Origin of the sequence: Lactobacillus huangpiensis, from assembly GCF_019972815.1 — a bacterium.
In the GTDB taxonomy this organism is placed as follows: domain Bacteria; phylum Bacillota; class Bacilli; order Lactobacillales; family Lactobacillaceae; genus Lactobacillus; species Lactobacillus huangpiensis.
This window is the reverse complement of the sequence record NZ_BPPA01000014.1, coordinates 15,855-40,833: the sequence shown is the minus strand read 5'-3', so window position 1 is coordinate 40,833 and position 24,979 is coordinate 15,855. Positions and strand designations below refer to the sequence as shown.

The following is a 24,979-nucleotide window of genomic DNA, read 5'->3' as shown; positions in this document are numbered from 1 at the left end:
AAAGTGAAAAACATCATAACAAAATCTACAACTGATAAACGTAAGGTAAAAGGTTTTACTTTGATTGAAATGGTAGTAGTGGTTGCAATCATAGTGATGCTGCTTATAATCATCGCACCAAATTTAACTAAGCAGAAAAATAATGCTAGTGACAGGACTAATGATGCTTTTAAATCGACTTTGCAAACTCAAGCCACACTTTATGAGGATGATAAAGACCGTAATGGTAAAGAAATTAACTTTCAAAATATGTTTGATGATGGCTACTTAACGAAGAAGCAATTCTCAAAGTCTAAAAACTATACTGTAAATGATGGTGTAGTTGAAAAAAATGCTAAATAAGTTCAAGTTGCAAGGATTTACTCTGGCTGAAATGGTTGTTACCCTCACTATTATGCTTGGATTAGTGGGTCTAGGCACTATAAAAATAAATGAATATAGGGAAAAGCTGATATTGGAAAACACGGTCAAAGAGATTAAAAGCTCTATTGAACATGCAGCAAGAAGATCAGCTATACAAAACCGCACAAGTATAGTCAGATATTATCCTCCGTCAAAAAAATTGATAATTATTGGTGGAAAAAAGCCGCAGACAATAAAAATAAAACCACAAATAAGTATAAGTAACTTAAGTCTATTAAAAATTTCAATTAGTGGTTCGTTACCACCTCACACAATTACTGTTACTAACCATCACTATACACGAAAAGTGAAGTTGCAAATGACTTGGGGACGAGCAATTGATGATAAATAGGAAAAAGAGTGGGTTCCTAATGGCAGAAAGCATGATTGGTTTGATGATCGCAACAATCAGTGTCATAACGTTAGCTTTAACAGTCAGAGAAAGTAGAATAATTGAGCGTAAAGTAGAACAAAAGACTGATCGCACATATGCTTGGAGTGTTTTGAAAAAGCATGGATTAAAAAGAATATTAATCCACGATCATATTTATGAGCTTAATGGTAGTAATAGCATTTATGATATGGCAGAAAAAAAGACATACAAAATTAAAAACTAAAGGCTTCATTTTGGCGGAAGCAGTATTTGCGGTGTTTGTGACATTGGTGGTAGTTCTAATTTTACAGAATTTAGTAAAAAGCCTTACTTTAGTAAATAAAGTTCAACATCGGACTGATGACATTGTATTTTCATATGTGCAACTAAATCGATTTATTAAAGAGAAACAGAATGAAAAAGTATTTACCTTACCAGAGAGATCTAATTCTGAAAAGGCTGTTTTTAAGAAAATTGATGCGCAAGGGAAAGATACAATATATCGTTTGACTCAGTATAAAAATATGTTGCGCGTAACCACTCCTGAAGGCGGACATATGCCCCTATTGTTAGATGTAAAAAGGTCTAGCTTTACAACCAATGATAGAATGGTGAAAATAGAAGTTACAGAAACAGACGGCAGAAAATCAGAATTATATTTTAAATTTAGCTCTAGACCGACAAAAAAAGAGAAAGAGAAGGTATTAAATGATCAAAAACAAAAGACTAAGACTAAAAGCTAATGCTTTTCTTAGCAGTATTTTGGTATTAATCACCTGCTTAATTTTTATTCAATTTTATCTAGATGTTTATCAAGAGAGCATGGAAAATGATTTTTTATTAATTGAGTATTTAATTAATAATTGATTCTCTTGCTCTAATTACCTTTCTTCTATTAAAATATTTAAGAGATAAGGGGAATAAGCAATGGATAATATTGAAAAACTGTTTAATAATTTCTTGGACTGTATTAAATGCTTGCAAGAGGCATTGAATGTCTCATTTGGTGAAGCTCTGACAGAAACTTTTGATAATCTTGAAAATAGTCAAATTAAGGTTGAACTGGGAGCTCCCGACAAAAAAACGGTTCAAGAATTGAGTCAAAAATATGAAAAATTAGATTATAGCAGACTTTCTAATAAGCTAAAGCTGCAAATTTTTACTTATTTAACTTTAAAAGCAATTAATGAAGACGGGTTGGATGTTAATCAGATGCCGACGCCTCCTGCGATTTCAACAGTAATTGCAATGTTTATGTTAAAACTTTTACCAAAGGAAAGGTTGATAATTGCCGATCCTGCTATTGGAACTGGAAATTTATTGTTTTCTGTAGTCAATCAGTTGAAAAGTGCTAATCATTCAAAGTCTGATTTTGAACTTTATGGTATTGATAATGATGAAGAAATGTTGAGCTTTGCTGATATTGAAGCTCATTTGAGTGATATTGATATTGAAATGTTTTGTCAGGATGCTCTAACTCCCTGGATGTTTAAAAGCCCTGATGTTGTTGTAAGTGACTTACCAGTTGGTTATTATCCAATTGATAAAAACGCTAAAAATTTTGCTACCAAATCTGAGAATGGACATTCGCTTGCTCATCTTTTATTTATTGAACAGACCATTAAAAATCTTAAAGCCGGTGGCTATGCTTTCCTGATTGTGCCACAGAATATTTTGTCTGGCAAAGGTGGTGGTGACTTTATGCCATGGCTAACTGATAAGGTTTTTCTGCGTGCAATAATTGAGTTACCAGACAGTGCTTTTCAGAATAAATTTAATCAAAAATCAATTTTGGCCTTTCAAAATCATGGAAAAAATATCAGAAATAGTGAAGTTTTTCTCACAAAGTTAGATTCATTTAAAAGTGAACAAGACCTAATAAAGCTTAATGTTAAACTAAATGAGTGGTATACTAAAAACATTGATTGATTTGTGAAAATTTCAAAGTCAAGTTTATGGAGGAATTACATTTATGAAAAAAGTTTTAGCAATCAACTCAGGCAGTTCTTCATTTAAATATAAGTTGTTTGCTTTACCTGAAGAAAAGGTTTTAGCAAATGGAATTGCTGACAGAGTTGGTATTGACGGTTCTTCTTTTGAAATTGAACTGGAGAATGGTGAAAAACATTCAGAGAATGTTGCCATTCCAGATCAGGAAACTGCAGTTAATTTACTACTTGAAGCATTAAAGAAATACCATGTGATTAACGATTTGAGTGAAATTGTAGGTGTTGGCCATAGAATAGTTGCAGGTGGAGAAGACTTTACTGATTCTGCTCTAATTGACAAGGAAAAACTTCAAAAGATTTATGATTTGAAGGAATATGCTCCACTTCATAATCCGGCAGAAGGGAAGGGCATTGAGGCCTTTATGAAATTGCTACCTGGTGTTCCTGAAGTAGGCGTTTTCGATACCTCATTCCATCAAACTTTAGATCCTGTGCATTATATGTATTCGATTCCCTATCATTATTATGAGAAATATGGCGTTCGTAAGTATGGTGCTCATGGTACTTCTGTTCGTTATATTGTAGGACGCGCTGCTCAGATGTTGGGTAAAGATGTTAAAGATTTAAGGTTAATTGTTTGTCACCTTGGTTCAGGTGCATCCATCACTGCAGTTAAAGGTGGTAAGTCCTTTGATACATCAATGGGCTTTACTCCATTGGCTGGTATAACTATGGGTACACGCTCAGGTGATGTTGACCCATCTGTTTTGCAATATATCATGAATAAAGACCATATTGATATCAATGAAATGATTGAGATTTTGAATGATAAGTCTGGTCTGCTGGGAATTTCTGAAATTTCTTCTGATATGCGTGATCTAGAGAATAATTCTGATAAAAAAGCTGATCTCGCTAGAGCTATTTTTGTAAATCGTGTTATCCAATATATTGGCTCCTATATGGTGGAAATGAAGGGCGCAGATGCAATTATTTTCACAGCAGGCGTAGGTGAGCATGATTCCGGCATTCGTGAAAATGTAATGAAATCTTTTGAATTTATAGGCTTAAAGCCTGACTTGGAAGCAAATAAATCCAATGGCGAGAAGTTTATTACTAAACCAGATTCAAAGATTAAAGCTCTAATTATTCCAACTGATGAGGAATTAATGATTGAGCGTGATGTCGTTCGATTAGCACATTTGAATTAATAAAAACAAAAAATTATGAACCGTTAAGAAAGTTTCTTAACGGTTTTCTTTTATTTTGAAAATGAGCTAATATGAGGTGGATTTGCTGATCTTAGAAGTGACTTAGTTATAGAATTTACATATTTTGAGTTAACAGTTAACATAAATAAATGTTTAAAACCCTATAGATATACAATTTTTTATTTTGAAAATTTCTGTATAATGAAAAGTAAGCTTGGAAGCCAGGCTATACAATAACTAACTATTGGAAAGAACCATAGAAAGAAACATAAATGATTAAATTAGTAGCTGTTGATGTTGATGATACTTTATTAAATAGTCAAGGTAAGATTCTAGAATCCTCTCGAGAAGCAATTACAAAAGCAATTAGCAAAAATGTTAAAGTGGTCTTATGTTCAGGAAGGCCCTATGCTGGAGTTAAAAAATTCATTGATGAATTAGCGTTGAAAAACAATAATCAATATGTAATAACTTTTAATGGTGCCGTAATTGAAACAGGGTTGCACGTAAAATTACTTGAGAAATGTTTGTCTGCAAAAACTTATGAAGCAATTGACAAATTTAGTCAGAAAAACAAAGTTTTTTATAATATTGTGAATGCTGACAGTCAAATTATTACCAGCAATTTGAATGTGGGTAGAATAACAGTAACGCAGGCATGGGAAAATAATGCCGGAATATTGATTAGGAAACCACAAGATTTATCAAGTAAAGAAACTGTTATCAAAGCCGTTTTTGGCGATGAAAAAGAAAAACTAGATGAAATTGAAGCTGAAGTTAAGCATGTTTTTGGTCAAGATAATTATGTTGTCAGAGCAGCCGTTAATTTTTTAGAAGTAATGCATGCCAATGTTAATAAAGGTATTGCATTACAGTACTTAGCACAAAAGTTAAATTACAAAACGGAAGAAATAATGGCAATTGGGGATGAACGAAATGACATACCAATGTTTCAAGTAGCTGGAACTTCAGTAGTCATGAATAATGGTTCTGCAGAAGCAAAAAAACAAGCTGACTTTGAAACTGCATCAAATGATCAAGATGGTATAGCCTTAGCTTTTAGCAAATTTGTTTTTGATAAATAAAAAGTGATTTTATAATATTAGGCAAGATTGCTATATTATGCTATAATTATTTCTACCCAAAGCGGGGGTGTTTTGGGATTCGACAGGCGTAGATTCGCATTGACTGCGGTTCGTAGGTCACGTCTACGTAAAAACGTCACAGTTTTATAACTGCAAATAAAGAAAATTCTTACGCATTAGCTGCCTAATTTAGGCGCATGTGTTGCTTGTTTTCGGATTACTCACGTCTGAATTCAAGTATCAACTTAGTGAGTTACGTTTAACTACCTCATCTGAATAGTTAAAAAGAGTCATTCCAGGTTAGCTAGCCCATACTAGCCCTGTTATATGGCGTTTTGGACTAGTGAAGTTCAAATAATATAACTATGATCGTAGATGTCAGTGACGGAATGCGTTTGGACAGGGGTTCAATTCCCCTCACCTCCATAGATATTTAAATAAAGCCCTATGAATAAAGCAATCATAGGGCTTTATTTTGCTTTCGCACGGCATAAATGAATAAATAATCTAAATATTTTATTTTTTGAATATGGAAACCAAAGTGAAGTGTTTGTTAATAGATAACAATTCATTTTTTGATAAACATTTTCTGTGAAAGATCATTCAGTAAAAATAATATGAAGCAATTAATCGTGTAGCAAAAATGCTTATTAACTATATAGACAATGGAATCAATAGAGTATTATGATAAAGGGGAAGCAATAAAAAATAAGTAAGTGTTATAAAATTAAAAAGTGGAAATAAATGTTACTTGATATTAACTGAGTATTTAAAAATGATGATTTACAAGCTTATCTATTGCCGTATCAAAATTATATAAAAATTGTTTGATGACTATGAAGTTGATGAAATGGATCCACATAAAATGACATTGCAAGAGTTAGGAAAACATTTTTATGGTAGAACTGTTCAATTTAAGTTAAAAAATGGCAAAACGAAAACAATATTTGTCCAAGATATTATGAATGAAGAAGATGATGAACCAGAATTAACTTTTATTGGAGGTTCTGAAGAAAATGAAGTTCGCATCTCAGAAATTGTGAGTGCGTGTGAAATCAAGAAATAAAATTTTAACAAAAAAATAGCCTCCAAATATTTTATGAATTTTGAGGTCACATTTTGAGATAATTGTTTTTTGGAATAGTTTAATTTTAGTTAGTTGTATTAAAGTTTACCATTCTACTTGTAATTATAAATTCGTTTATTTGAAATCCCATCAGATTAGGTAAAGACCTTTTTGTCTTAATACCTGTTCAGAGGTTTATCAGCAGGAGAATAACCATTATTTAGTAGTTCTGATATATACCAAGAATTATATTTGACACAGGTTACAATTCTTATAATTAATCCTATAATTCCAAAAGAAAAAAATTCAAGTAATTGAATAATTCCAAAAAGAATGGCAAACTTCCAGTCTCCTCTGAAGATTGGTACCCACGCACCAAAGAAAAGGGCTGTCCAACTTGCCCTAGCTTTCACCCGTTTAATTACTCCTGTTTTATCACTTTTTAAATTTGCTTTCATTTTTACACTCCTTAATTTTTACCTTAGGTTTTAGGTCGCTGGCAATATGGACAAATCTTAAGAAAATTTGTTATTCTATTTATATATATTTATTATACTAAAAATAAATCAAAAAACGATCTGATTTAAAAACTATCTTACTAACAATAAAACTACTTAAATTAATTTAAACTTAAAAACGGCGAATTATGTGCGTTGTAATAGTTAAGTACATAGTCTGTCGTAAATTTAAAAAGAAGTCACAATGAAAAATTTAACACAAAAAAATAAACTACTTTTAGGCTATGCCATTTCAGGACTGGGTGATCAATTTTACACTTTTGCAATTCCACTGCTGATGCTGTCTAGAACTCATTCATCAGTCATAATGGGACTTTTAACCGCAGTTGAATATCTGCCGACAGCATTGTTTGGACTAACAATTGGACCCATTTTTGATATATATTCTCGTAAGACAATCATGCTCTTTTCTTTGATAATGCAAATGGTGCTAATTATAATTGCACCATTTTTGGTTATTAAAAATATTTCATTATATTGGCTTTTATTAGTAGTCTTTATACTTGGTTCATTTGATTTAATTACTTGGACCGGATATCAAATTTTCATAGCCGAATCGGTTAAAAAAGAAGAACTATCTTCCGTTTCAGGACAAATGGGATTAATTTCATCGATTCAAAAAACTTTTGGTCCAGGTATTGCAGCTGTCATTATTAATTTAATTGATTACGTAGGTGGTTTTTTGCTAGATGCCTTAAGTTTTGGCTACTTAACCTATGTCATTAAAGATTATGAACCGTTGTATAAAGAAATTAAGTCAGTGAAAGAAGAAAAGTCTTTTAATAAAAGCGCAAAAGATGGAATCACTTTTTTATTTGCACATCATGATATTAAATGGCTGATCGCAAGTTTTTTCGTGGCAAACATTGGCTTTCAAGCAGTTGTTCCCATGCTTACTTTTTTGTTAAAACAAGAAATGAAAGTTTCTGTCAATATGGTCAGTATTTTTTACACAGTAGCAGCGATTGCAAGCATTTTAGGCAATTTTATTTATTTGCGCGTTAATAAAAGCATGAGACTTGGTACTCAAATGATTATGATTGCCCTGTTAATAATGGGAGGTTTCCTAATTATGCTTGATGTCCAGTCATTTATTTGGGTCACTTTTGGTTACGCATTGGTTTCGTTTGGTAGCGTCTGGTCGCAAGCCAACTTCTTTACTGTTATTCAAGCAGAAACCCCATCTAAATTTAAAGGAACAATAACTTCTATTTCAACTTCGCTAACAAGAATAATTGGTCCTGTTATGTCTTTAATTAGTGGCTTTCTAATTAAAGCAGAAATCCATTCAATATTCGTCGTTGCTGCCGTTTGCATGTTTCTCTCAGTGCTTATAACTATAGTTACTGGTTTAGGCAAATTGGGAAAACTGGACTAATTATAGAAAGTAACTTAATACTTATTTTTTAGACAGGGAATGTTCTAATATATTATAAATAGCTGGATTTTTATATATCGCAACAACATCGTATTTTAGTTTAGGCAAGTTTGGTAAAAAAGTAACATATTCATCATATATTTTCGGCAGTGGCAACTCTTCCGGATATATAGCCATTCCATAATTTAAAACAACATTTGATAAAGCAGCGTCAAAGCTATCTAAATAATTAATTTGTTCATAACTAATATTCATTTTTTCCAGAATATTTTTAATTTTTGTTTGTACATCATTATTATCAGTAGCAGTCCATTTTTGTAAGAAAAGGGGCTGCTTTTTTATAACTTCCTTTTTGAGTCTTCCTTTTTGATCAATAGCCTTTTGATTCAACAAAATGCCAAAATTGGCTGTTCCGATTTTTCTAACATGGATATTTTTAATTTTACTAACGGCAGTGGAAAACCCAATCAATACGTCATAATCTCCTGCATCGAGTTTAGGTATACTGGCGGCAAAGTTTTCAGTGTCAAGTTGTAATTGTAAACCTGGATTGTTTTTAGCAAGAGACTGTGCCAATTGAACTGCCCAATAATTGAAGGCGTGCAAATAATGAATTCTTATTGTTTGAAAGGAATTGTTTAATTGGCTGATTTTTTCGCTAAACTCATAATATTTGTTTAGTACAGGCACTGCACAATGGTACAAATTAATTCCGGCTAAAGTGACCTTAAAATGAGAAGTTGACCTATCAATAAGTTGAACGCCCAGGTCTTTCTCTAAATTTTTTATTGCATTGCTAATTGCTGTTTGGGAGACAAAATTTCTTTTGGCAGCAGGGGTAAATCCTTGTGTTTCAACGACGTCAATAAAGTACTTATATGTTAATAAACTATATTTCATCACACTTTGTCCTTTTACTTATAACTTTAACTAATAAGTTATTATCATTATATGTTAGCGCTTCCCGAAAAGCGAGGGTAAAATTGAATTGTAACGACAGTTACCTTTACAAAATTAGTTTTAATACTAAAAAGGAGAAAGTATAATGGCTGAAAAATATATTTTAGCGATTGATGAAGGTACTACTAGTACAAGGGCAATTATTTTGGACCATTCTGGTAAAAAAGTAATTGACTCACGGAAAGAGTTTAACCAATATTTTCCTAAGCCTGGCTGGGTAGAACATGATGCCAATGAAATTTGGAATTCAGTTTTATCTACAATTGCCAATTCATTTATTAACTCAGGGATTAAACCCAACCAAATTGCAGCTATTGGTATCACAAATCAGCGTGAAACGACTGTTATTTGGGATAAGAAGACTGGCTTGCCAATTTACCATGCGATTGTATGGCAGTCTCGTCAGACATCAGATATTGCAGATAAAATTATTGCTGATGGCTATTCAAACATGATTCATGAAAAAACTGGCTTAATTCCTGATGCCTACTTTTCAGCAACCAAAATTCGTTGGATTCTTGATCATGTTCCTGGTGCGCAGGAACGCGCAGAAAACGGTGAATTATTATTTGGTACTATTGATTCATGGTTAGTTTGGAAGTTAACTGGCGGCAAGGTTCATGTGACAGATTATACAAATGCAAGTCGAACAATGCTGTTTAACATTACCAAACTTGATTGGGATGATGAGATTCTTAAGTTATTAAACATTCCAAGAAAAATGTTGCCTGAAATTCGTTCTAACTCCGAAATTTATGGCACTACAGCTGAATATCACTTTTATGGCAGTCAAGTACCAATTGCTGGCATGGCAGGTGACCAGCAGTCAGCCTTGTTTGGGCAGTTGGCATTTGAGCCGGGAATGGTTAAAAACACATATGGAACTGGTGCGTTCACCGTTATGAATACGGGTGAAAAGCCTAAGTTTTCAGCTAATAATTTGTTAACTACTGTGGCATATGGCATAAACGGCAAAGTAAATTATGCTTTGGAAGGTAGTATTTACGTTGCTGGTTCAGCTATTCAGTGGTTGCGTGATCAGCTGGGAATTATTGATGATGCTCCTCAATCAGAAGAAGCCGCCAAGCGCTCAAAAGATAACAATGAAGTTTTCGTCGTCCCTGCATTTACCGGTTTAGGAGCGCCATACTGGGATTCTAATGTCCGTGGAGCTGTTTTCGGTCTGACTCGTGGAACAACCAGTGACGACTTTACAAAAGCCACATTACAGTCTCTAGCTTATGAAAGTCTTGACGTTATTGATACGATGCACGAAGATACCAAGATTCAAATTCCAAAATTAAAGGTTGATGGTGGTGCTGCTAATAATGACTATTTAATGCAGTTCCAAGCTGATATTTTAGGCATCGAAATTGAACGTGCGGCTAACCTTGAAACAACAGCATTAGGTGCAGCGTTTCTTGCAGGTTTAGCCATTGGTTTTTGGAAAGACTTTGATGAAATCAAGAAAATTCAAAAAGTAGGTAAAACCTTTAAACCACAAATGAGCAGTGCAGAAAGAGATCACCTTTATGAAGGCTGGAAATCAGCTGTTAAAGCTGCTCAGAGCTTTTCATATAAGCCATATCAAAAGAATAATTAGAAATTTTTATAAAAAAGAAAGAGGCTAAATCATGGCGTTTTCAATTGAAACCAGAAAAGAAGAAATTGAACGTTTAAAAAATGAAAAATTAGATTTGCTGGTTATCGGAGGCGGCATTACTGGAGCAGGTGTTGCTCTTCAGGCCAGTGCAGCTAAAATGAAGACAGGCTTGATTGATATGCAAGACTTTGGTGGAGGTACCTCATCACGGTCTACCAGACTTGTACATGGTGGTATTCGTTATCTGAAGACCTTTGATGTTCAAGTCGTTTCTGATACAGTCAAGGAGCGTGCTGTTATCCAGCATATTGCTCCGCATATGACCCAACCTGATCCTATGATTTTGCCAATTTATGACGAACCAGGGACAACGTTTACTATGTTCTCGGTAAAAGTAGCAATGGATCTTTATGATCATTTGGCTGGTATCGAAGGAGATTCACCTTTAATTAAATATGCCAACTACATGATGAATAAGGAAGAAACATTAAAACGAGAGCCACAATTAAATAGTGAGAACTTGCAGGGTGCAGGTGTTTACTTAGATTATCAAAATAACGATTCCCGCTTGGTAGTAGAAAATGTTAAAAAAGCTCATGAATTAGGATGTCTGGCCGTTAGTCGACTGAAGTGTATAGCAATTTTACATAATGATCAGAAACAAGTTAATGGCGTTCGCGTTCATGACAATTTAACTGGTGAAGAATTTGAAATTCATGCTGATGTTGTTATTAACACTTCTGGACCTTGGTCTGATTTGGTAAGACAAGAAGATAAAGAAGTTTATAAAAAACCGCGTTTGCGTCCTACAAAAGGTGTCCACTTGGTAGTTGACCAGTCCCGCTTGACTGTGCCACAGCCAACATATTTTGGTTCAGGTACTGCTGATGGCCGAATGATTTTCACTATTCCTCGGGAAGGTAAAACCTATTTCGGCACAACGGATACTGACTTTACAGGTGATTATGCTCATCCTACTGTTGAAAAAAGCGATGTAGACTACTTGTTAAATATCATCAATAAAAAGTATCCTGCAGCCCATTTAACAATTAACGATGTTGAAGCCAGTTGGGCCGGTGTTCGTCCTCTAATCGAAGTTGAAGTGGAAGGTAACGAAGCTGCAGATGCAGCAACTGGTGCCAGCGTTTCTGACAGTACTTCAGCACCATCTGCAGTATCACGTGGTAGTTCGTTAACTGAAGCAGAAGATGGATTGATCACTTTAGCCGGAGGTAAGCTGACAGATTACCGCATCATGGCCAATGGTGCAATGAAGAAAATTCAGCAAAAATTTCATGACGAGTTTTCTAAAAACTTTACGTTGCAAGATTCAGCAGAAATTAAAGTTGCTGGTGGTGATTTCGATTCTGACAACGCAGAAGCTGAACTTGCTCGCATTGCTAAAGATGGTGTGGCTGCCGGCCTTGCAGCTGATGATGCAAAAGAGATTGCAAACTTATTTGGCTCTCAGGCGGAGCAAATTTACGACTATGCCCAAACAATCAAACCAGAAGAAGGATTGAGTATTGGTGAAACTGCAGCTCTTGATTACTCGCTTGCAGAGGAAATGACATTAACACCAGTTGACTATCTATTAAGACGTACTTATCATATTTTATTCAAGAGCGATACATTAGACCAGGTAAAGAATGGCGTGATTAAACACATGTCTGATTATTATGGCTGGGATAAAGCCCAAAGAGAACAATGTGAAAACGAGTTGGAACATGAGATTGCGGAATCAAGACTGGAGGGATTAAAAAGCAAAAGACAGTAGAAGAAAACAATAAAAATAGTAGTAAATTATTCCCCATTTAAAAACCTGTCAAAACAATATGACAGGTTTTTTCTTTGGTATTTTTGAAACGTTATATTAAAATAAACTAAATTATTTATTATAAATATTTTATTATGGAATCAGCTTTTAAAATAATAACATTTGTTTTCATATTTGAAAAAATAGTTTTAAATTTATAGTTTAAAAGATTAAACTAATAGTGAGGTGATCATAATGGAGCCATTTTTTCTTACCCCATATTTTAGACCCAAAATTTGGGGTGGACGAAAATTAAAAACTATTTTTAATTACGATATACCTGACGGTAAAGTTGGTGAAGCTTGGGTTATTTCCGGATATAAGGATGACGCTTCAACTATTACAAACGGTGACTTTAAAGGACAGAGTTTACGTAAAGTATATTATGAAAATCCGGAACTATTTGGTAACCCCAAGAGTAAGGAATTTCCGCTCCTCGTTAAGTTTTTGGATGCCAATGATAATTTATCTGTGCAAGTTCATCCAAATGATGAATATGCTCGCAAAGTAGAAAATGACAGTGGAAAAACAGAAAGCTGGTATGTTTTACAAGCAGATCCAGGATCATATCTAATATATGGTCATACTGCTAAAACACATTCAGAACTTGCTGAAATGATTCACAAGGACGAGTGGGACAAATTATTGCGCAAGGTTCCTGTTAAAGCTGGTGACTTTTTCTATGTTCCTTCAGGAACGATTCACGCACTGACTAAAGGAATCCTAGTCATTGAAACGCAGCAGTCAAGTGATGTTACATACCGTTTATATGATTATGATCGTGTAGATCAGAAAACTGGTAAAAAAAGGCAGCTGCATACCCAGAAGTCTATTGACGTAACTCAGGTACCTCATGTTGACCCAAAACTTAAAATAACAACTAGTAAAAAACAAGATGCCACGATTAAGACATTGGTTGAGCCACCATTGTCTCCCCATTTTTATCTATGGCAAATAGATCTAAATGGTCAATGGAATACTGGTTTAAATAAACATCCATTTTTATTAGTAACCATTATCAATGGTTCAGGTACAATTGAGTGCGAAAACAAGACTTTCAATTTATCTATTGGCACGAATATGATAATTCCAAATAATATTAAGGAATTTAAATTTTCAGGTAATATGAAAATGGTTATTTCTGCTCCTGGTAATCAGGATTAATTCTTAAGGTGGAAAGGAAAAAAGAATGATTTATATAGCATGCGGTTCGATTATGATAGTGGTTGGACTGTTATGGCTGATATCGCCTCCTAAAAGACCACGTCCATTTTATAGTTATTATTCGTACTTGGCCCAAGTTAATAAAGCTAGTTTCAAATTTGCTCAGCACAAGGCAAGTTACTATTTTATTATATTTGGTTTAATCCAATTAGTATTAGGGATTGGAATCCATTTGCTTAAATGGGATCGATATTTTTTACTTTGGCTGCTGACATTTTATCTTTTCATTATCTTTCCAATCATGGCTACGGAAAAAAGTTTAAAAAGCTTTTTGCAAAAACGCCATGAATTGCCAGCAGATTACGTAGACCCTGACAAAGTAAAAAAGGAGAGAACAAAAGGATTTAGGGACCGAAAATGAAATTGAAAATTTTAATGGTCGAGGATGATCAGTCGGTTGCAGAAATGATGGAAATGTTCTTTGAAAAAGAAGGATGGACCACTGAAATTGCGACTGATGGAGAACAAGCCGTTAAAATGTTTGCAAAAAATCCAGATCAATATGATTTAATAACATTAGATCTTAACTTGCCGAAAAAAGATGGCATAGAAGTTGCTAAAGAAGTTTGTGCAATTTCACCATCCATACCAATTATCATGCTGACTGCTCGTAGTAGTGAAGAAGAACAGATTCAAGGATTTAATGCTGGTGCTGACGACTATGTATCCAAACCGTTTAGTCCCCTGGCTTTAATAGCTCGCATCAAGGCTTTACAAAGAAGAATTAGAATTGAGGATAAACAAGAACAAACAAAATCAGCAGAGAATACTGAAAAATTTGATGTCGAAACGGATCACATAAAAATTTCTAAAAGTCGGCGTGAAGTGCTTTATGATGGTCAATATGTTGAAAATATTACACCTAAAGAGTTTGATTTGCTTTATACTATGGCACAGAAGCCTAAACAAGTATTTTCTCGTGAACAATTATTAGAGTCCGTCTGGGGCTATGATTATTATGGTGAAGATCGCACCGTGGATGCACATATAAAAAAACTACGCCAAAAATTGGAAAAAGTAGGTGCAAATGTCATCCAAACCGTTTGGGGCGTTGGCTATAAATTTGATGATTCGTAGGTTTTAACATGAAGTTAATTTATCAGCATATGCTTAGCTTTTTACTTATCATTCTTACTACGGTATCAATAATCGGTTTTTCTGAAATAAATAATGCAACTAAACAATCATATGAATATAATTATCGCAGAATGGAAGACTTTGCCTCAGCTTTAGGTACTTTAGCTGAAAGTGATAAAAAAGATGGCTCGGCTATGTTGAATCCCAAATTTTTGCATAAACTGGAATTTGTTCTCCATAGTGACAGGGTATATCTCAGTGTTTTTGATGATCAAGGTGCTCAGATTTATCCTAAGAAAAATGAAGACATCCGACTAACCTCACAGCGGGTTGCGCAATTAAAGAAAGGGAAAAAGCTTCATATAAAAAATAATAATGAGGCACTTTCCAGCTTAGGACATAAAAAAGATGCTTGTACCGGTGTTCTCTTACCATGGAAAAACAAAGGTAAATTCATTGGAGCGATTTGGCTAGGCGTGCGAGTTGCCATAGTTGAAAGGCCAGTGACCATAGCCAAGCAAAATTTGTTTAATGCTCTTATTTCGGCAATAATCGTTGGGCTGGTGCTTAGTTTCATTCTTTCCTTCTATGCAACGGACAGAATAAAAAAACTGTCACTTGCTACAAAGAAAGTTGCAGCTGGTGATTTTGATGTACAAACAAATTACAGTGGACATGACGAAATAACCCAGCTGGCTGACAACTTCAATCAAATGGTTCGCGTTTTAAAGAAATCAAACCAAGAAGTTAAGGAGCAGGAAAAAAGACGTGATCAATTTATGGCTGATGCAGCACATGAAATGCGTACCCCTCTGACTACCATTAATGGTATTTTAGAGGGCTTGCAATATGATGCTATTCCTGATAAAGCAAAGCCTAAATCTATTGACCTGATGAATAGGGAAACTAAGCGACTGATTCGATTAGTTAACGAAAATTTGGATTATGAGAAAATTCGTAATAATCAAATAAACTTAGTTAAGACCACCTTTAATGCTAGAAAAACGCTCGATGATGTGACAATGCAGCTTAAACAAAATGCTGCTAAGGCTAATGACACAATAATTGTCAATGCACCAAGAGATCTGCCAATTTATGCTGATAAAGATCGTTTTACGCAAATAATGGTCAATTTAGTCCAGAATGCAATTCAATTTACTGCTGATGGCAAAATTCAAATAAGCGGCTATAGAGTTGCACATGCAACAACTATTATTGTTGAAGATAACGGTATTGGGATGAATCAGCAACAAATTAAATATGTTTTTGAAAGATACTTTAAAGCTGATCCATCCCGCAGTCGCTCTGGAAGAGGAGAATATGGATTAGGATTGTCGATAGTTTCCTCTTTGGTTAAACAGCATGGTGGCAAAATAAGCGTGCAGTCAGAAATGAATCATGGGGCAGAATTTACTATTATTTTATTCGATCGTGGATATGAACAATATCTCGAAAACTAAAAAAATCATTTCCAAATTTGGAAATGATTTTTTGTTTTTCAGAGTTTATTCTTTATCTTTAGTTGTCTCATGCCAAATCTTTGCAGTTGCTGGGATGCTTCCCAGATTTGTGAGGTCATCTTTATTAACTACAATTAAGTTGTCAGGTCCCTTGGCTAAATTATTGAAACTGTCCAGACTCTGATTTTTAAAGTATCCGTCACTAGCCTTAGCCAGACTCGCTTGCAATTGATCTATACGATATGCTTCAGCATCTGCTCCTGTTTTAACAGCTTCTGCCTTAGCCTTAGCTGTTGCAATTAAAGCATCATTTTTAGCTTTTGTAGTCAATTCAATATTTTTAGCTTCACCTTCAGCCTTTTCAATAGCAGCTATTTTCTCACGATCAGCAGTTAACTGTTTGTCCATGGCTTTTTGAATTTCAGTGCTAGGCAAAAGTTCGTCAATGTTGACTCTGACTACACGAATTCCATAAACGTCCGTTAAATCACCGATAGCTTCCGAAAGCTGACTATTTATACTACTTGTTGAGCCTAAAGCATCGTTTAGATCCATCCGTCCAATAATGTCCCTTAAATGGCCACGGATAAGTTCAACCATTGATTTAACTGAATCTGTATTATTGTAAAAATACTTATATGAATCAGTTACTAAGTAATTTAAGGTTAAGCTGGTAGTAATTTCTGCATTGTCTTTAGTAATAATTGAATATTTCGAAATTTCTGCCGGAAACATCGCCAGGGAAACTTTGCGCAATCTCTGTATTACCGGAATGATTAGTACTAAACCAGCTTTTACGGTTCTGGAATATTTGCCTAATGTTTCTATTAAACCTTCATTGTTTTGCGGGACAACACGGCACATAGAGCATAATAAAAGCAAAATCAGCACGACAATTATGATAAATTTCATTTTAACCTCCCAAATTAAAAAATTATGATTATTTCTTAATTATATGACTTTTTACGATTTTTTCCAGGTTTATTCTGCTTTTCAGTTAAATGATTGCCCGAAACAGATTCTGGAATTGTTGTGATTTCATCTTCACGACCCTCAAGCTCAGTAGCGTCCGTTTTGTATAATCTGGTAGTAGATTTGCGTTGTTTGTTTATAAGAGCTGTGGATTTATTTTTCAATTTCTGCCGGAGCTCTTCCATCTGTCTATAATTGGTTAAATAGTCGAACTGTGTAGGGTCAACAGGTTTAAAGCCGCTGGGAGTATAGAAACGCAACAAATTATGATTATTTAGTAAGTCAGAGTATTTCAGTGACATTTTGCCTTCTTTTGCTAATTTTGTAATTTCATATTTTTCTTGTTCAGTAAAATTAATGATCTGCTTGCCACTTTTACGGTCGTAAACAATGCCCTTTAACCCCTTACCTCCAATAATAACGTATTTCTGACTAACAATAGTGCCGTTCCTAAAAGTAAGCCACGGGCGATATTTTGGAGCTAGCAGATCACTGCCAAACTGTATATAATTGCGATTTGAAATTCCCAGAAGATGGAGCAAAGTCGGCAATACATCTATTTCACCTGCAACTTCCTGTTTGATTTTTCCCTTTAAATTCGTAGCATGTATCATAAAAGGTACACGTTGCATTTGAACATTATTATAGGTATTCCAAGTGTCAGAACTTTCACCTACGATTGGTGCCAAAGTTTCATTTTCAGAATTAGTTAGTCCATAATGATCTCCATAAATTACAACCATAGTATTTTTAATCAAACCTGATTTCTTCAGGTAATTGAAAAATTCTCGGATAGATTGATCCAAATAATGAGCTGTTTCAAAGTAGTTATTAATTGAATTGTCTGAAGTATCACTGGTTTTAAAGCTCGGATCCAGATCCTCTTCGTCCATGTCAAAGGGAGTATGATTTGTAACGGTAATAAATTTAGTATAAAAAGGCTGCTGCATTCTTTCTAAATATTTGATACTTTCAGCAAACATAATTTTATCTTTGATGCCATAGCCAATATGGTCATTTTTATCATGACTAAAGTAATTTTGGTCAAAGAAATAGTTATAACCCATATTTTTATAAACATCATCACGGTTCCAAAAAGTGCCAACATTTCCATGAAATACAGCAGAAGTATAGTTGCCTTGTTGACGCAAAATTTGAGGAGCAGCCTGAAAAGTATTTGAGCTGCCCATGGCAGTGAATAATGATCCGTCAGAAATACCATAGGTACTGGTTTCCAACATGTTTTCGGCGTCACTGGTTCGGCCAATTCCAACTTGGTGGTAAAAATTGGCAAAACTTAATGTATGTTTGTTGTGATAAAGTGAATTGAGATAGGGAGTAACTTCCTTACCATTAATTTTTAAATCAATTAAAAACTGTTGAAAGCTTTCCAAATGAATTACTATTACATTTTTGCCTTTTTCTTTACCAAAATATTCTGTATTTACTGGTAATTTATTTTTTTTGGTATAAGCTAAAATTTTATTTAAATCAGCAGTATTGGCATTTTTATTTACCTGTTCGGTTTGTTCATTTTTAACAGCATCATAAACCGTGTAGGTATCAATACCAAGATATTTAACAATGTATGAACGATCGAATGTGGTACCTAACAAGCGTGGTCTGGAAGATTCAGCCAAAAAAACATTTAGCACTAAAATTAAAGCACCAACTGAAGTAACAGCAAAAGGTGTAAGGAGGCCAAAAGATTTTTGATCAATTCTGATTTTGTGCGAAATTAGTAATATGATAATTATGATAAGGTCAAGCCACAACAACAGGTCAGAAGGTTGAAGCAGTGCGACTGCACTTTTTCCTAAGCCAGGTGCAACTTTACCAGCATTAGTAATGGTCTTCACCGTAATAAAATCAGAAAATTGACGGTAGTAAAGAACATTAGCAAATAACAGTCCCGAATTTGCTACATCAAGCAGGACCATTGCACAATATGAAACAAGAGGCTTGGAAAAATATAATCCAATGCTCATTAGTAAAATTGCACTACCAACAGGACTTAACCACATGATAATATGTTGATAAGGATCTGAAATACCCAAATTGAAATCATGGTAGGCTGCAAAAATGTACTTGAGCGCAAACAAAACAATCAGAAGGCAGAAAAAGCCTATACGAGTCTGAATGAAGTTAGTCAGATTTTTTTTATTCAAAATGAACTCTCCCTTATCAGACTATTTTAAAAGTTTCTGTCCTTTTAGACAATCTTTTCTGTTTTGTTAGACCTTTTTTAATAATTAATAGCAGAAACTTGAGTATAATTTAAATGAACTATATTTTAGGAATTGAATCAGAATGATATTTTTAGGACCACTATATAACCTGCTTTCGCAACTTTACGCTACTAAAATAAATCATTTTGCTTTGATTAAGTTGATTGTACTGGCACTTGATAAAACTATCTTTTATTTCCTGTTTTTTATGGTAATACGCTTAATCTGGCTAATGACTATTAGGAGTCGGCGTACAATTAAATCTGAAGCGTCAGTATGGTTATTTGCTTTTTATTTAATTTTAGTGCTGATGTTAACTACTTTTCGTAACACTTATTTTCCCTGGAACCTGACCCTTAATCTGCACAGACCTTTAAACGAAATAAATTTTGTCTTTTTGAGGGAAACCTGGAAAATGTATCATGCACCCAGCAGGCTAGACTTTGTATACAATTCATTGGGTAACATCCTGTGCTTTATTCCATTTGGATTTTTATCACCATTTGTTTTTTCCAAAAAACAAACCTTTTGGCGTGTTGTTCTCGCTGGTATCATTTTTTCAGTTTTTATTGAAGGGATGCAGTTTTTACTGGAAACTGGAGTTACAGATATTGATGATGTGTTCTTTAACAGTTGCGGAACGGTAATTGGATATTTCTGCTATTGGCTTGTAATGATAATCAGGAGAAGGACCCATAAAACTAACTAAAAGCACTGGTATTTGTAAAATAAGATTGCTAAAATGTTCTTGTGAAATACATATTTAATTCAGTAAGGAGAGCGTGTTTATGAGTTTAATTAAATTTGATGGTACAAAACTGACACCATTTGTTCACGATAATGAACTAGGTGAGATGCAAGCTTTAGTTAACGTTGCCGATAAAGAACTTAGAGATGGTTCAGGTGCAGGCAATGATTTTCTAGGTTGGGTCGATTTGCCGGTTAATTATGACAAAGAGGAATTTGCCAGAATCAAAAAAGCAGCCCAAAAGATTCAAGGTGACTCTGAAGTTTTAGTTTGTATCGGTATTGGTGGTTCATATTTAGGCGCTCAAGCAGCTATTGAGTTTTTAAATGGTGCATTTTATGGCAAGGGTAAAGAAAAATATCCTACTGTTGTATTCTGCGGCAACTCCTTATCAGGTTCATATTTGCATGATTTGATTGAATGGCTCGGTGACAAGGACTTTAGTGTTAATGTAATTTCTAAATCTGGTACTACTACTGAACCAGCTGTTGCTTTTCGAATTTTTAAAGATAAATTGATTGAGAAGTATGGCGCAGATGAGGCTAAGAATAGAATTTTTGCTACAACAGATCGTGCTAAAGGAGCTTTAAAAACTGAAGCAGATGCTGAAGGTTATGAAGAATTTGTTGTGCCGGATGACATTGGTGGACGCTACAGCGTACTATCAGCTGTTGGTTTGTTGCCGATTTCAGTTTCGGGAGCTGATATTGACCAATTAATGAAAGGCGCTGCTGATGCCAGAGCAGAGTATACTAATACGGATTTAAGCAACGCGACTCCTTATCAATATGCTGCTTTGCGTAATATTCTTTATCGCAAAGGCTACACCACTGAAATTGTTGAAAACTATGAACCAACTTTAAGAATGTTCAGTGAATGGTGCAAACAATTAATGGGAGAATCAGAAGGAAAGGATAATAAGGGCATTTGGCCGGCCAGTGCCAACTTTACGACTGATTTGCACTCATTGGGTCAATATATTCAAGAAGGCAGAAGAAATCTTTTCGAAACAGTTATTAGAGTCGAAAATCCGGCAAATGATGTGAAAATCCCTTCTGATGATCGTAATTTAGACCAGTTAAATTTCTTATCTGGCAAAAGTTTAAACTTTGTAAATGAACGTGCCTATGAAGGAGTTGTTCTTGCTCACACTGATGGTGGTGTTCCTGTTATGACAGTTAATATTCCTGATCAAACAGAACACACTTTAGGTTACCTAATTTACTTCTTTGAACTGGCAATTGCTGTTTCTGGCTACGTTAATGGCATTAATCCATTCAACCAACCTGGTGTTGAAGAATATAAACGGAACATGTTTGGATTGCTTAATAAACCAGGTTATGAAGAATTACACGATGATTTGACAGCTAGATTCAAGGAAGAAAAATAATTTTTTATTATTGAAACTTTTTTAAAATAAGCTTATTATAATTATATGCTTACTTTATACAAGCTATATTGATATAAATTAAATATAAAATATATATCATCCTGTACATTGTATCTATTCATGTTAACCATTATGGAAAGGGTAAAAGTTTTTGACTTTTAACCTTTTTTATTAGGGAGATTTAATTATATGGAAGAAAAGAAAGAAACACCCAAGAGGGTTCTGGCAATTATCAGTTGTGCTTTAATGGCTTTTGTTTCCATTTTGACAGAAACAAGTTTAAATGTTACTTTTCCCACATTGATGAAACAATTTCATATTGGGTTGGGATTAGTTCAGTGGACTACAACGGGATATTTATTGATGATCTCTGTAATAATGGTTGCAAGTTCATATCTAAACGACCGCTTTTCAGCAAGACAATTGTTTTTAACTGCCGCAATTGCATTCATCGCTGGTTCAATTGTGGCTGGTTTTGCAACAAATTTCTGGGTTTTACTCGCAGGTCGCTTGATTTCTTCGGTTGGAGCAGGATTGTCAATACCGTTAATGTTTAATATGGTAGTGGAATTAATGCCGCAAGAAAAATGGGGCTTCTATATGGGTTTGACTGGTTTAGTCATTATTCTTGCACCGTCTCTAGGCCCCACATTTGGTGGCACAGTTGTTTACTATTTTGGTTGGCCACTAATTTTTGAGATTGTAGCTGTAATTGCTGTATTTATTATGATTTTGGGTTTATTCGTAATTGAACAATACCATGAGAAAAAACATCCGACTTTTGACTGGCTAAGTTATATTGTTATTGCTAGTGCAATGGTAATTTTTAACTTAGGTTTCAATAGAATTAGTAATGGTTTTAGAGATATTGGTTTTTGGCTTAGCATGATTGTTGTGGCAATTTTGGTATACGCGTTTATAAAATTGTCACGCTCCAGCAAAAAGAAACTGATAAACTTGAATATTTTTAAAAATAAACCCTTTATTTTTGCCATGATATCTTATCTATTATTGCAGTTTATCAATATTGGTACCAGTTTCGCTGTGCCTAATTATGTGCAAATTGTTAATCATGCCAGTTCTTTAATCGGAGGTTTGGTTTTGCTTCCCGGTTGTATTATCAGTGGTATTTTAAACCCCTGGTTTGGTCATATTTATGATAAAAAGGGTGCGCCATTGCCACTACTTACGGGAACAGTATTCTGCTTAACGGCCTGTTTGCTTTTTTCTTTGTTTAGTTTGAAAATCAGTACATTCATGGTCGGTGTTTTTTATGGCATTATGATTATTGGTCGCCAGATGGCGTTTAACAACACTATGGCTGAAGCATCGAAATTACAACCAGAAGAATTGCATACTGATGCGACCGCAGTCTTTCAAACTGGCCAACAATATGCTGGATCAATGGGAACAACAGTAATGGCAGCTATTATTTCATCTTGGCAAAAAAGACCTGGTAATTATGCAGCACTTACGGCCCAAGGCACTCAGGAAGCATTTTTATTTTTGACATTTGTCAGTGTGATAATTTTGCTCAGTTATTTAAACTTATTTAGACTTGAGAAGAAATTGAATTAAAATCAAAAATAAATATCAAAATTGAAAATGAACTATTAAGGGAATATTTGCTAAAATATTCCCTTTTTCTATTTTTGGCGATCTTGCACTTAAAATAAAGCTTTGCTAAAATACAGGAGATATAGATATCTATATATTGTCGTAATACGGACGACAGTTTCTACTCGGAACCGTAAATTCCGAACTATGGATAAATCAGCATTTAAAACATTGATTTCTGTTTTTAAAACGGCTTTTTTACCATGGCTTTGGTAGAAAAGTCGTTTTATGTTTTGAGGAGAAAAAGTGAAAAAACCATATACATAAAACAAACTAAAAGTATGTTAAAAAAATAGTCAAGAAATATCACCAAAAAATACTTGAAAGGAAAAAACAATGACAAAAAATGTTCTATTAATTTGTGGTTCCGGAGCATCTTCTGGCTTTATGGCAGCAAATATGCGTAAAGCTGCAAAAAAAGCAGGTTTGGATTTTAAAATTCAAGCAAGAAGCGAAGCAGAGCTTTCAGATTATGCTAAGGATATTGATGCACTAATGGTTGGACCTCACTTGAAAGCTGAATTTAATGCAATAAAAGAAAGAGTACCTTCACAGGTAAAAGTAATCTTAATGAAGCCAGAATATTATGCAATCCTTGATGGTAAGGGTGCAATAGATCATTTGAAAAAAGAATTAGAACAATAAAGAAAGAAGGAAAATTTAAGAATGAATGGCTTCATGACCTTTTTAAATACAAAATTTGCTCCTAAGGCACAAAAAGTTGCTAATAATCAATGGATTATCACTATCAAAAATTCTATTTTGGAAGTTTTACCATTTATCTTCGTCGGTTCACTAATTACTTTATTAAATATACCGACAAACTTTTGGAAATGGTGGCCAAATCTTTCGCCAATTAATAGTTTCACTTTTGGCTTGACCTCAATTTTTGTTGCCTTTTTAGTCACATTTAATTTCATGGAATTTAAAAAGATCAATAAGCAAAGAATTATAGCAGGCCTATCCTCAGTTGCGCTTTTTCTGATGCTTGCTAACCCTTCATGGGATAAAACAGGTAATGTAATCTCTTACCAATTTTCAGAACTCGGTGCAGGAGGGATGTTTGTTGCCTTAGTTGTTGGTGTTTTTGTTGCTTTGATTATGGAACTATTTGCTAAGTTTAGTTTCTTTAGTGATGATACTTCAATGCCGGATTTTGTGACTGCTTGGTTTGATTCAATGTTGCCTATTGCTGTTGTAATAGCAACAGGTTGGTTGCTTACGGATATCTTACACTTTAATCTTTATCACTTAATTGTAGCTATTTTTTCACCTATAGCGACATCTTTAGATACTTGGTGGGGTTTTACATTTTATTTATTTTTACAGTGTTTTATTTATTCAATGGGAATTTCCAGCTGGGTATTATCTGGAATTGATAAGCCAGTAATGCTGGCTGGTATAGCTGCCAATGCAAGTGCATACTCTTTGGGACATGCAGCTAAACATATATTCACTAGTGAGCTTATTTTTAGTTTTCCTTGGATTGGTGGTATTGGATGTACAATGCCGCTTGTCTTAATGATGCTATTTTGGGCAAAATCGAATCGACTTAAAGCACTTGGAAAAGCCAGTGTTTTACCAACAATTTTTAATATTAATGAACCTGTTGTATTTGGCACAATAGTTTGGAATCCTTACTTAATGATTCCATTATGGATCAATGGCATTGTTTTGCCTTTGATTACTGCGTTTTGGTTTAAATCAGGTCTTTCTCCTATACCACACTCATTAATGCAAATGTGGTATATTCCATTTCCTTTTGTTACTTGGATTGTCAGTCCAGCATTCAGCTCTATGATTTTATTAGTAATCCTTTTTATCGTTGGTGGTTTAATTTATTATCCATTTTTCAAAGTTTATGACAGAAATTTGGTTAAACAAGAAACTGAAAGTGAGGCATAG

Annotated in this window: 24 protein-coding genes, 1 other RNA gene and 1 riboswitch; of the genes, 21 read left to right on the top strand and 4 right to left on the bottom strand. The window is 34.2% G+C overall.

Annotated elements, in window-relative coordinates; genetic code table 11:
* Positions 1-3 precede the first annotated feature (3 nt).
* The 9 genes from comGC to LDM90_RS09005 all read left to right on the top strand — a co-directional run bounded on the left by comGC (position 4) and on the right by LDM90_RS09005 (position 6,083).
* The gene (gene comGC / locus LDM90_RS09045) at positions 4-342 is read left to right on the top strand and encodes a competence type IV pilus major pilin ComGC (RefSeq protein ID WP_223897000.1); all 339 of its coding nucleotides are present in this window, start codon (positions 4-6) and stop codon (positions 340-342) included.
* The gene (locus LDM90_RS09040) at positions 332-754 is read left to right on the top strand and encodes a pilus assembly FimT family protein (protein WP_223896999.1); all 423 of its coding nucleotides are present in this window, start codon (positions 332-334) and stop codon (positions 752-754) included. Before comGC ends, LDM90_RS09040 begins: the two co-directional genes overlap by 11 nt.
* Positions 755-773: 19 nt before the next feature.
* Positions 774-1,019, top strand: coding sequence for a hypothetical protein (locus tag LDM90_RS09035; RefSeq protein WP_223896998.1), 246 nt, complete (start codon positions 774-776; stop codon positions 1,017-1,019).
* Positions 961-1,518: a ComGF family competence protein gene (locus tag LDM90_RS09030; RefSeq protein ID WP_223898872.1), complete on the top strand. Its 558-nt coding sequence runs from the start codon at positions 961-963 to the stop codon at positions 1,516-1,518. Before LDM90_RS09035 ends, LDM90_RS09030 begins: the two co-directional genes overlap by 59 nt.
* 184 nt (positions 1,519-1,702) lie before the next feature.
* Positions 1,703-2,704 carry a class I SAM-dependent methyltransferase gene (locus LDM90_RS09025; RefSeq protein WP_223896996.1) on the top strand — a complete coding sequence of 334 codons (1,002 nt, stop codon included), beginning with the start codon at positions 1,703-1,705 and terminating at the stop codon, positions 2,702-2,704.
* 43 nt (positions 2,705-2,747) lie between these two features.
* Positions 2,748-3,932 carry an acetate/propionate family kinase gene (locus LDM90_RS09020; protein ID WP_198213779.1) on the top strand — a complete coding sequence of 395 codons (1,185 nt, stop codon included), beginning with the start codon at positions 2,748-2,750 and terminating at the stop codon, positions 3,930-3,932.
* A gap of 272 nt (positions 3,933-4,204) precedes the next feature.
* Entirely contained in the window at positions 4,205-5,017 is an 813-nt protein-coding gene (locus tag LDM90_RS09015) for a Cof-type HAD-IIB family hydrolase (protein WP_198213781.1), read from the top strand.
* Positions 5,018-5,080: 63 nt separating this feature from the next.
* Positions 5,081-5,446: a transfer-messenger RNA gene (ssrA, locus tag LDM90_RS09010) on the top strand.
* A gap of 421 nt (positions 5,447-5,867) precedes the next feature.
* Positions 5,868-6,083 (top strand): hypothetical protein, encoded by a 216-nt coding sequence (locus tag LDM90_RS09005; protein ID WP_034977671.1) that lies wholly within the window; start codon positions 5,868-5,870, stop codon positions 6,081-6,083.
* A gap of 176 nt (positions 6,084-6,259) precedes the next feature.
* Here LDM90_RS09005 and LDM90_RS09000 read toward each other — a convergent pair whose 3' ends face one another.
* Positions 6,260-6,541: a DUF2628 domain-containing protein gene (locus LDM90_RS09000; protein ID WP_223896995.1), complete on the bottom strand. Its 282-nt coding sequence runs from the start codon at positions 6,539-6,541 to the stop codon at positions 6,260-6,262.
* A gap of 244 nt (positions 6,542-6,785) precedes the next feature.
* On the opposite strand from LDM90_RS09000, the gene LDM90_RS08995 reads away from it, so the two are divergent.
* Positions 6,786-7,979, top strand: a complete 1,194-nt coding sequence (locus tag LDM90_RS08995; RefSeq protein WP_198213785.1) for an MFS transporter — start codon at positions 6,786-6,788, stop codon at positions 7,977-7,979.
* Between the two features lie 21 nt (positions 7,980-8,000).
* On the opposite strand, the gene LDM90_RS08990 is transcribed toward LDM90_RS08995, so the two are convergent.
* Positions 8,001-8,879 (bottom strand): LysR family transcriptional regulator, encoded by an 879-nt coding sequence (locus LDM90_RS08990; protein WP_045927919.1) that lies wholly within the window; start codon positions 8,877-8,879, stop codon positions 8,001-8,003.
* A gap of 145 nt (positions 8,880-9,024) precedes the next feature.
* On the opposite strand from LDM90_RS08990, the gene glpK reads away from it, so the two are divergent.
* From glpK to LDM90_RS08960, 6 genes are all read left to right on the top strand, one after another.
* Positions 9,025-10,542: a glycerol kinase GlpK gene (gene glpK, locus LDM90_RS08985; protein WP_223896994.1), complete on the top strand. Its 1,518-nt coding sequence runs from the start codon at positions 9,025-9,027 to the stop codon at positions 10,540-10,542.
* A 31-nt stretch (positions 10,543-10,573) separates the two neighbouring features.
* Positions 10,574-12,319, top strand: coding sequence for an FAD-dependent oxidoreductase (locus LDM90_RS08980; RefSeq protein WP_223896993.1), 1,746 nt, complete (start codon positions 10,574-10,576; stop codon positions 12,317-12,319).
* Between the two features lie 234 nt (positions 12,320-12,553).
* Positions 12,554-13,522: a mannose-6-phosphate isomerase, class I gene (manA, locus tag LDM90_RS08975; protein ID WP_223896992.1), complete on the top strand. Its 969-nt coding sequence runs from the start codon at positions 12,554-12,556 to the stop codon at positions 13,520-13,522.
* Between the two features lie 25 nt (positions 13,523-13,547).
* A complete protein-coding gene (locus LDM90_RS08970) occupies positions 13,548-13,943 on the top strand; it encodes an SdpI family protein (RefSeq protein WP_198213793.1) in 396 nt (131 codons plus the stop codon).
* Positions 13,940-14,659, top strand: coding sequence for a response regulator transcription factor (locus LDM90_RS08965; protein WP_034977691.1), 720 nt, complete (start codon positions 13,940-13,942; stop codon positions 14,657-14,659). Before LDM90_RS08970 ends, LDM90_RS08965 begins: the two co-directional genes overlap by 4 nt.
* A gap of 8 nt (positions 14,660-14,667) precedes the next feature.
* Entirely contained in the window at positions 14,668-16,119 is a 1,452-nt protein-coding gene (locus LDM90_RS08960) for a sensor histidine kinase (protein ID WP_198213795.1), read from the top strand.
* Between the two features lie 45 nt (positions 16,120-16,164).
* On the opposite strand, the gene LDM90_RS08955 is transcribed toward LDM90_RS08960, so the two are convergent.
* Entirely contained in the window at positions 16,165-17,031 is an 867-nt protein-coding gene (locus tag LDM90_RS08955; protein ID WP_223896991.1) for an SPFH domain-containing protein, read from the bottom strand.
* Between the two features lie 35 nt (positions 17,032-17,066).
* Entirely contained in the window at positions 17,067-19,259 is a 2,193-nt protein-coding gene (locus LDM90_RS08950) for an LTA synthase family protein (protein ID WP_223896990.1), read from the bottom strand.
* 142 nt (positions 19,260-19,401) lie between these two features.
* On the opposite strand from LDM90_RS08950, the gene LDM90_RS08945 reads away from it, so the two are divergent.
* The 5 genes from LDM90_RS08945 (at position 19,402) to LDM90_RS08925 (ending at position 24,979) form a co-directional block, all read left to right on the top strand.
* Positions 19,402-20,028 carry a VanZ family protein gene (locus LDM90_RS08945; RefSeq protein ID WP_198213801.1) on the top strand — a complete coding sequence of 209 codons (627 nt, stop codon included), beginning with the start codon at positions 19,402-19,404 and terminating at the stop codon, positions 20,026-20,028.
* A 79-nt stretch (positions 20,029-20,107) separates the two neighbouring features.
* Positions 20,108-21,457 (top strand): glucose-6-phosphate isomerase, encoded by a 1,350-nt coding sequence (locus tag LDM90_RS08940; protein ID WP_223896989.1) that lies wholly within the window; start codon positions 20,108-20,110, stop codon positions 21,455-21,457.
* A gap of 189 nt (positions 21,458-21,646) precedes the next feature.
* A complete protein-coding gene (locus LDM90_RS08935) occupies positions 21,647-23,035 on the top strand; it encodes an MFS transporter (RefSeq protein ID WP_223896988.1) in 1,389 nt (462 codons plus the stop codon).
* Positions 23,036-23,144: 109 nt separating this feature from the next.
* A riboswitch (purine riboswitch) is annotated at positions 23,145-23,242 on the top strand.
* A 168-nt stretch (positions 23,243-23,410) separates the two neighbouring features.
* On the top strand, positions 23,411-23,719 hold the full coding sequence (locus LDM90_RS08930; protein ID WP_223896987.1) for a PTS sugar transporter subunit IIB: 309 nt from the start codon (positions 23,411-23,413) through the stop codon (positions 23,717-23,719).
* Between the two features lie 33 nt (positions 23,720-23,752).
* Complete coding sequence (locus tag LDM90_RS08925; RefSeq protein WP_223898870.1) at positions 23,753-24,979, top strand: PTS sugar transporter subunit IIC; 1,227 nt, start codon at positions 23,753-23,755, stop codon at positions 24,977-24,979.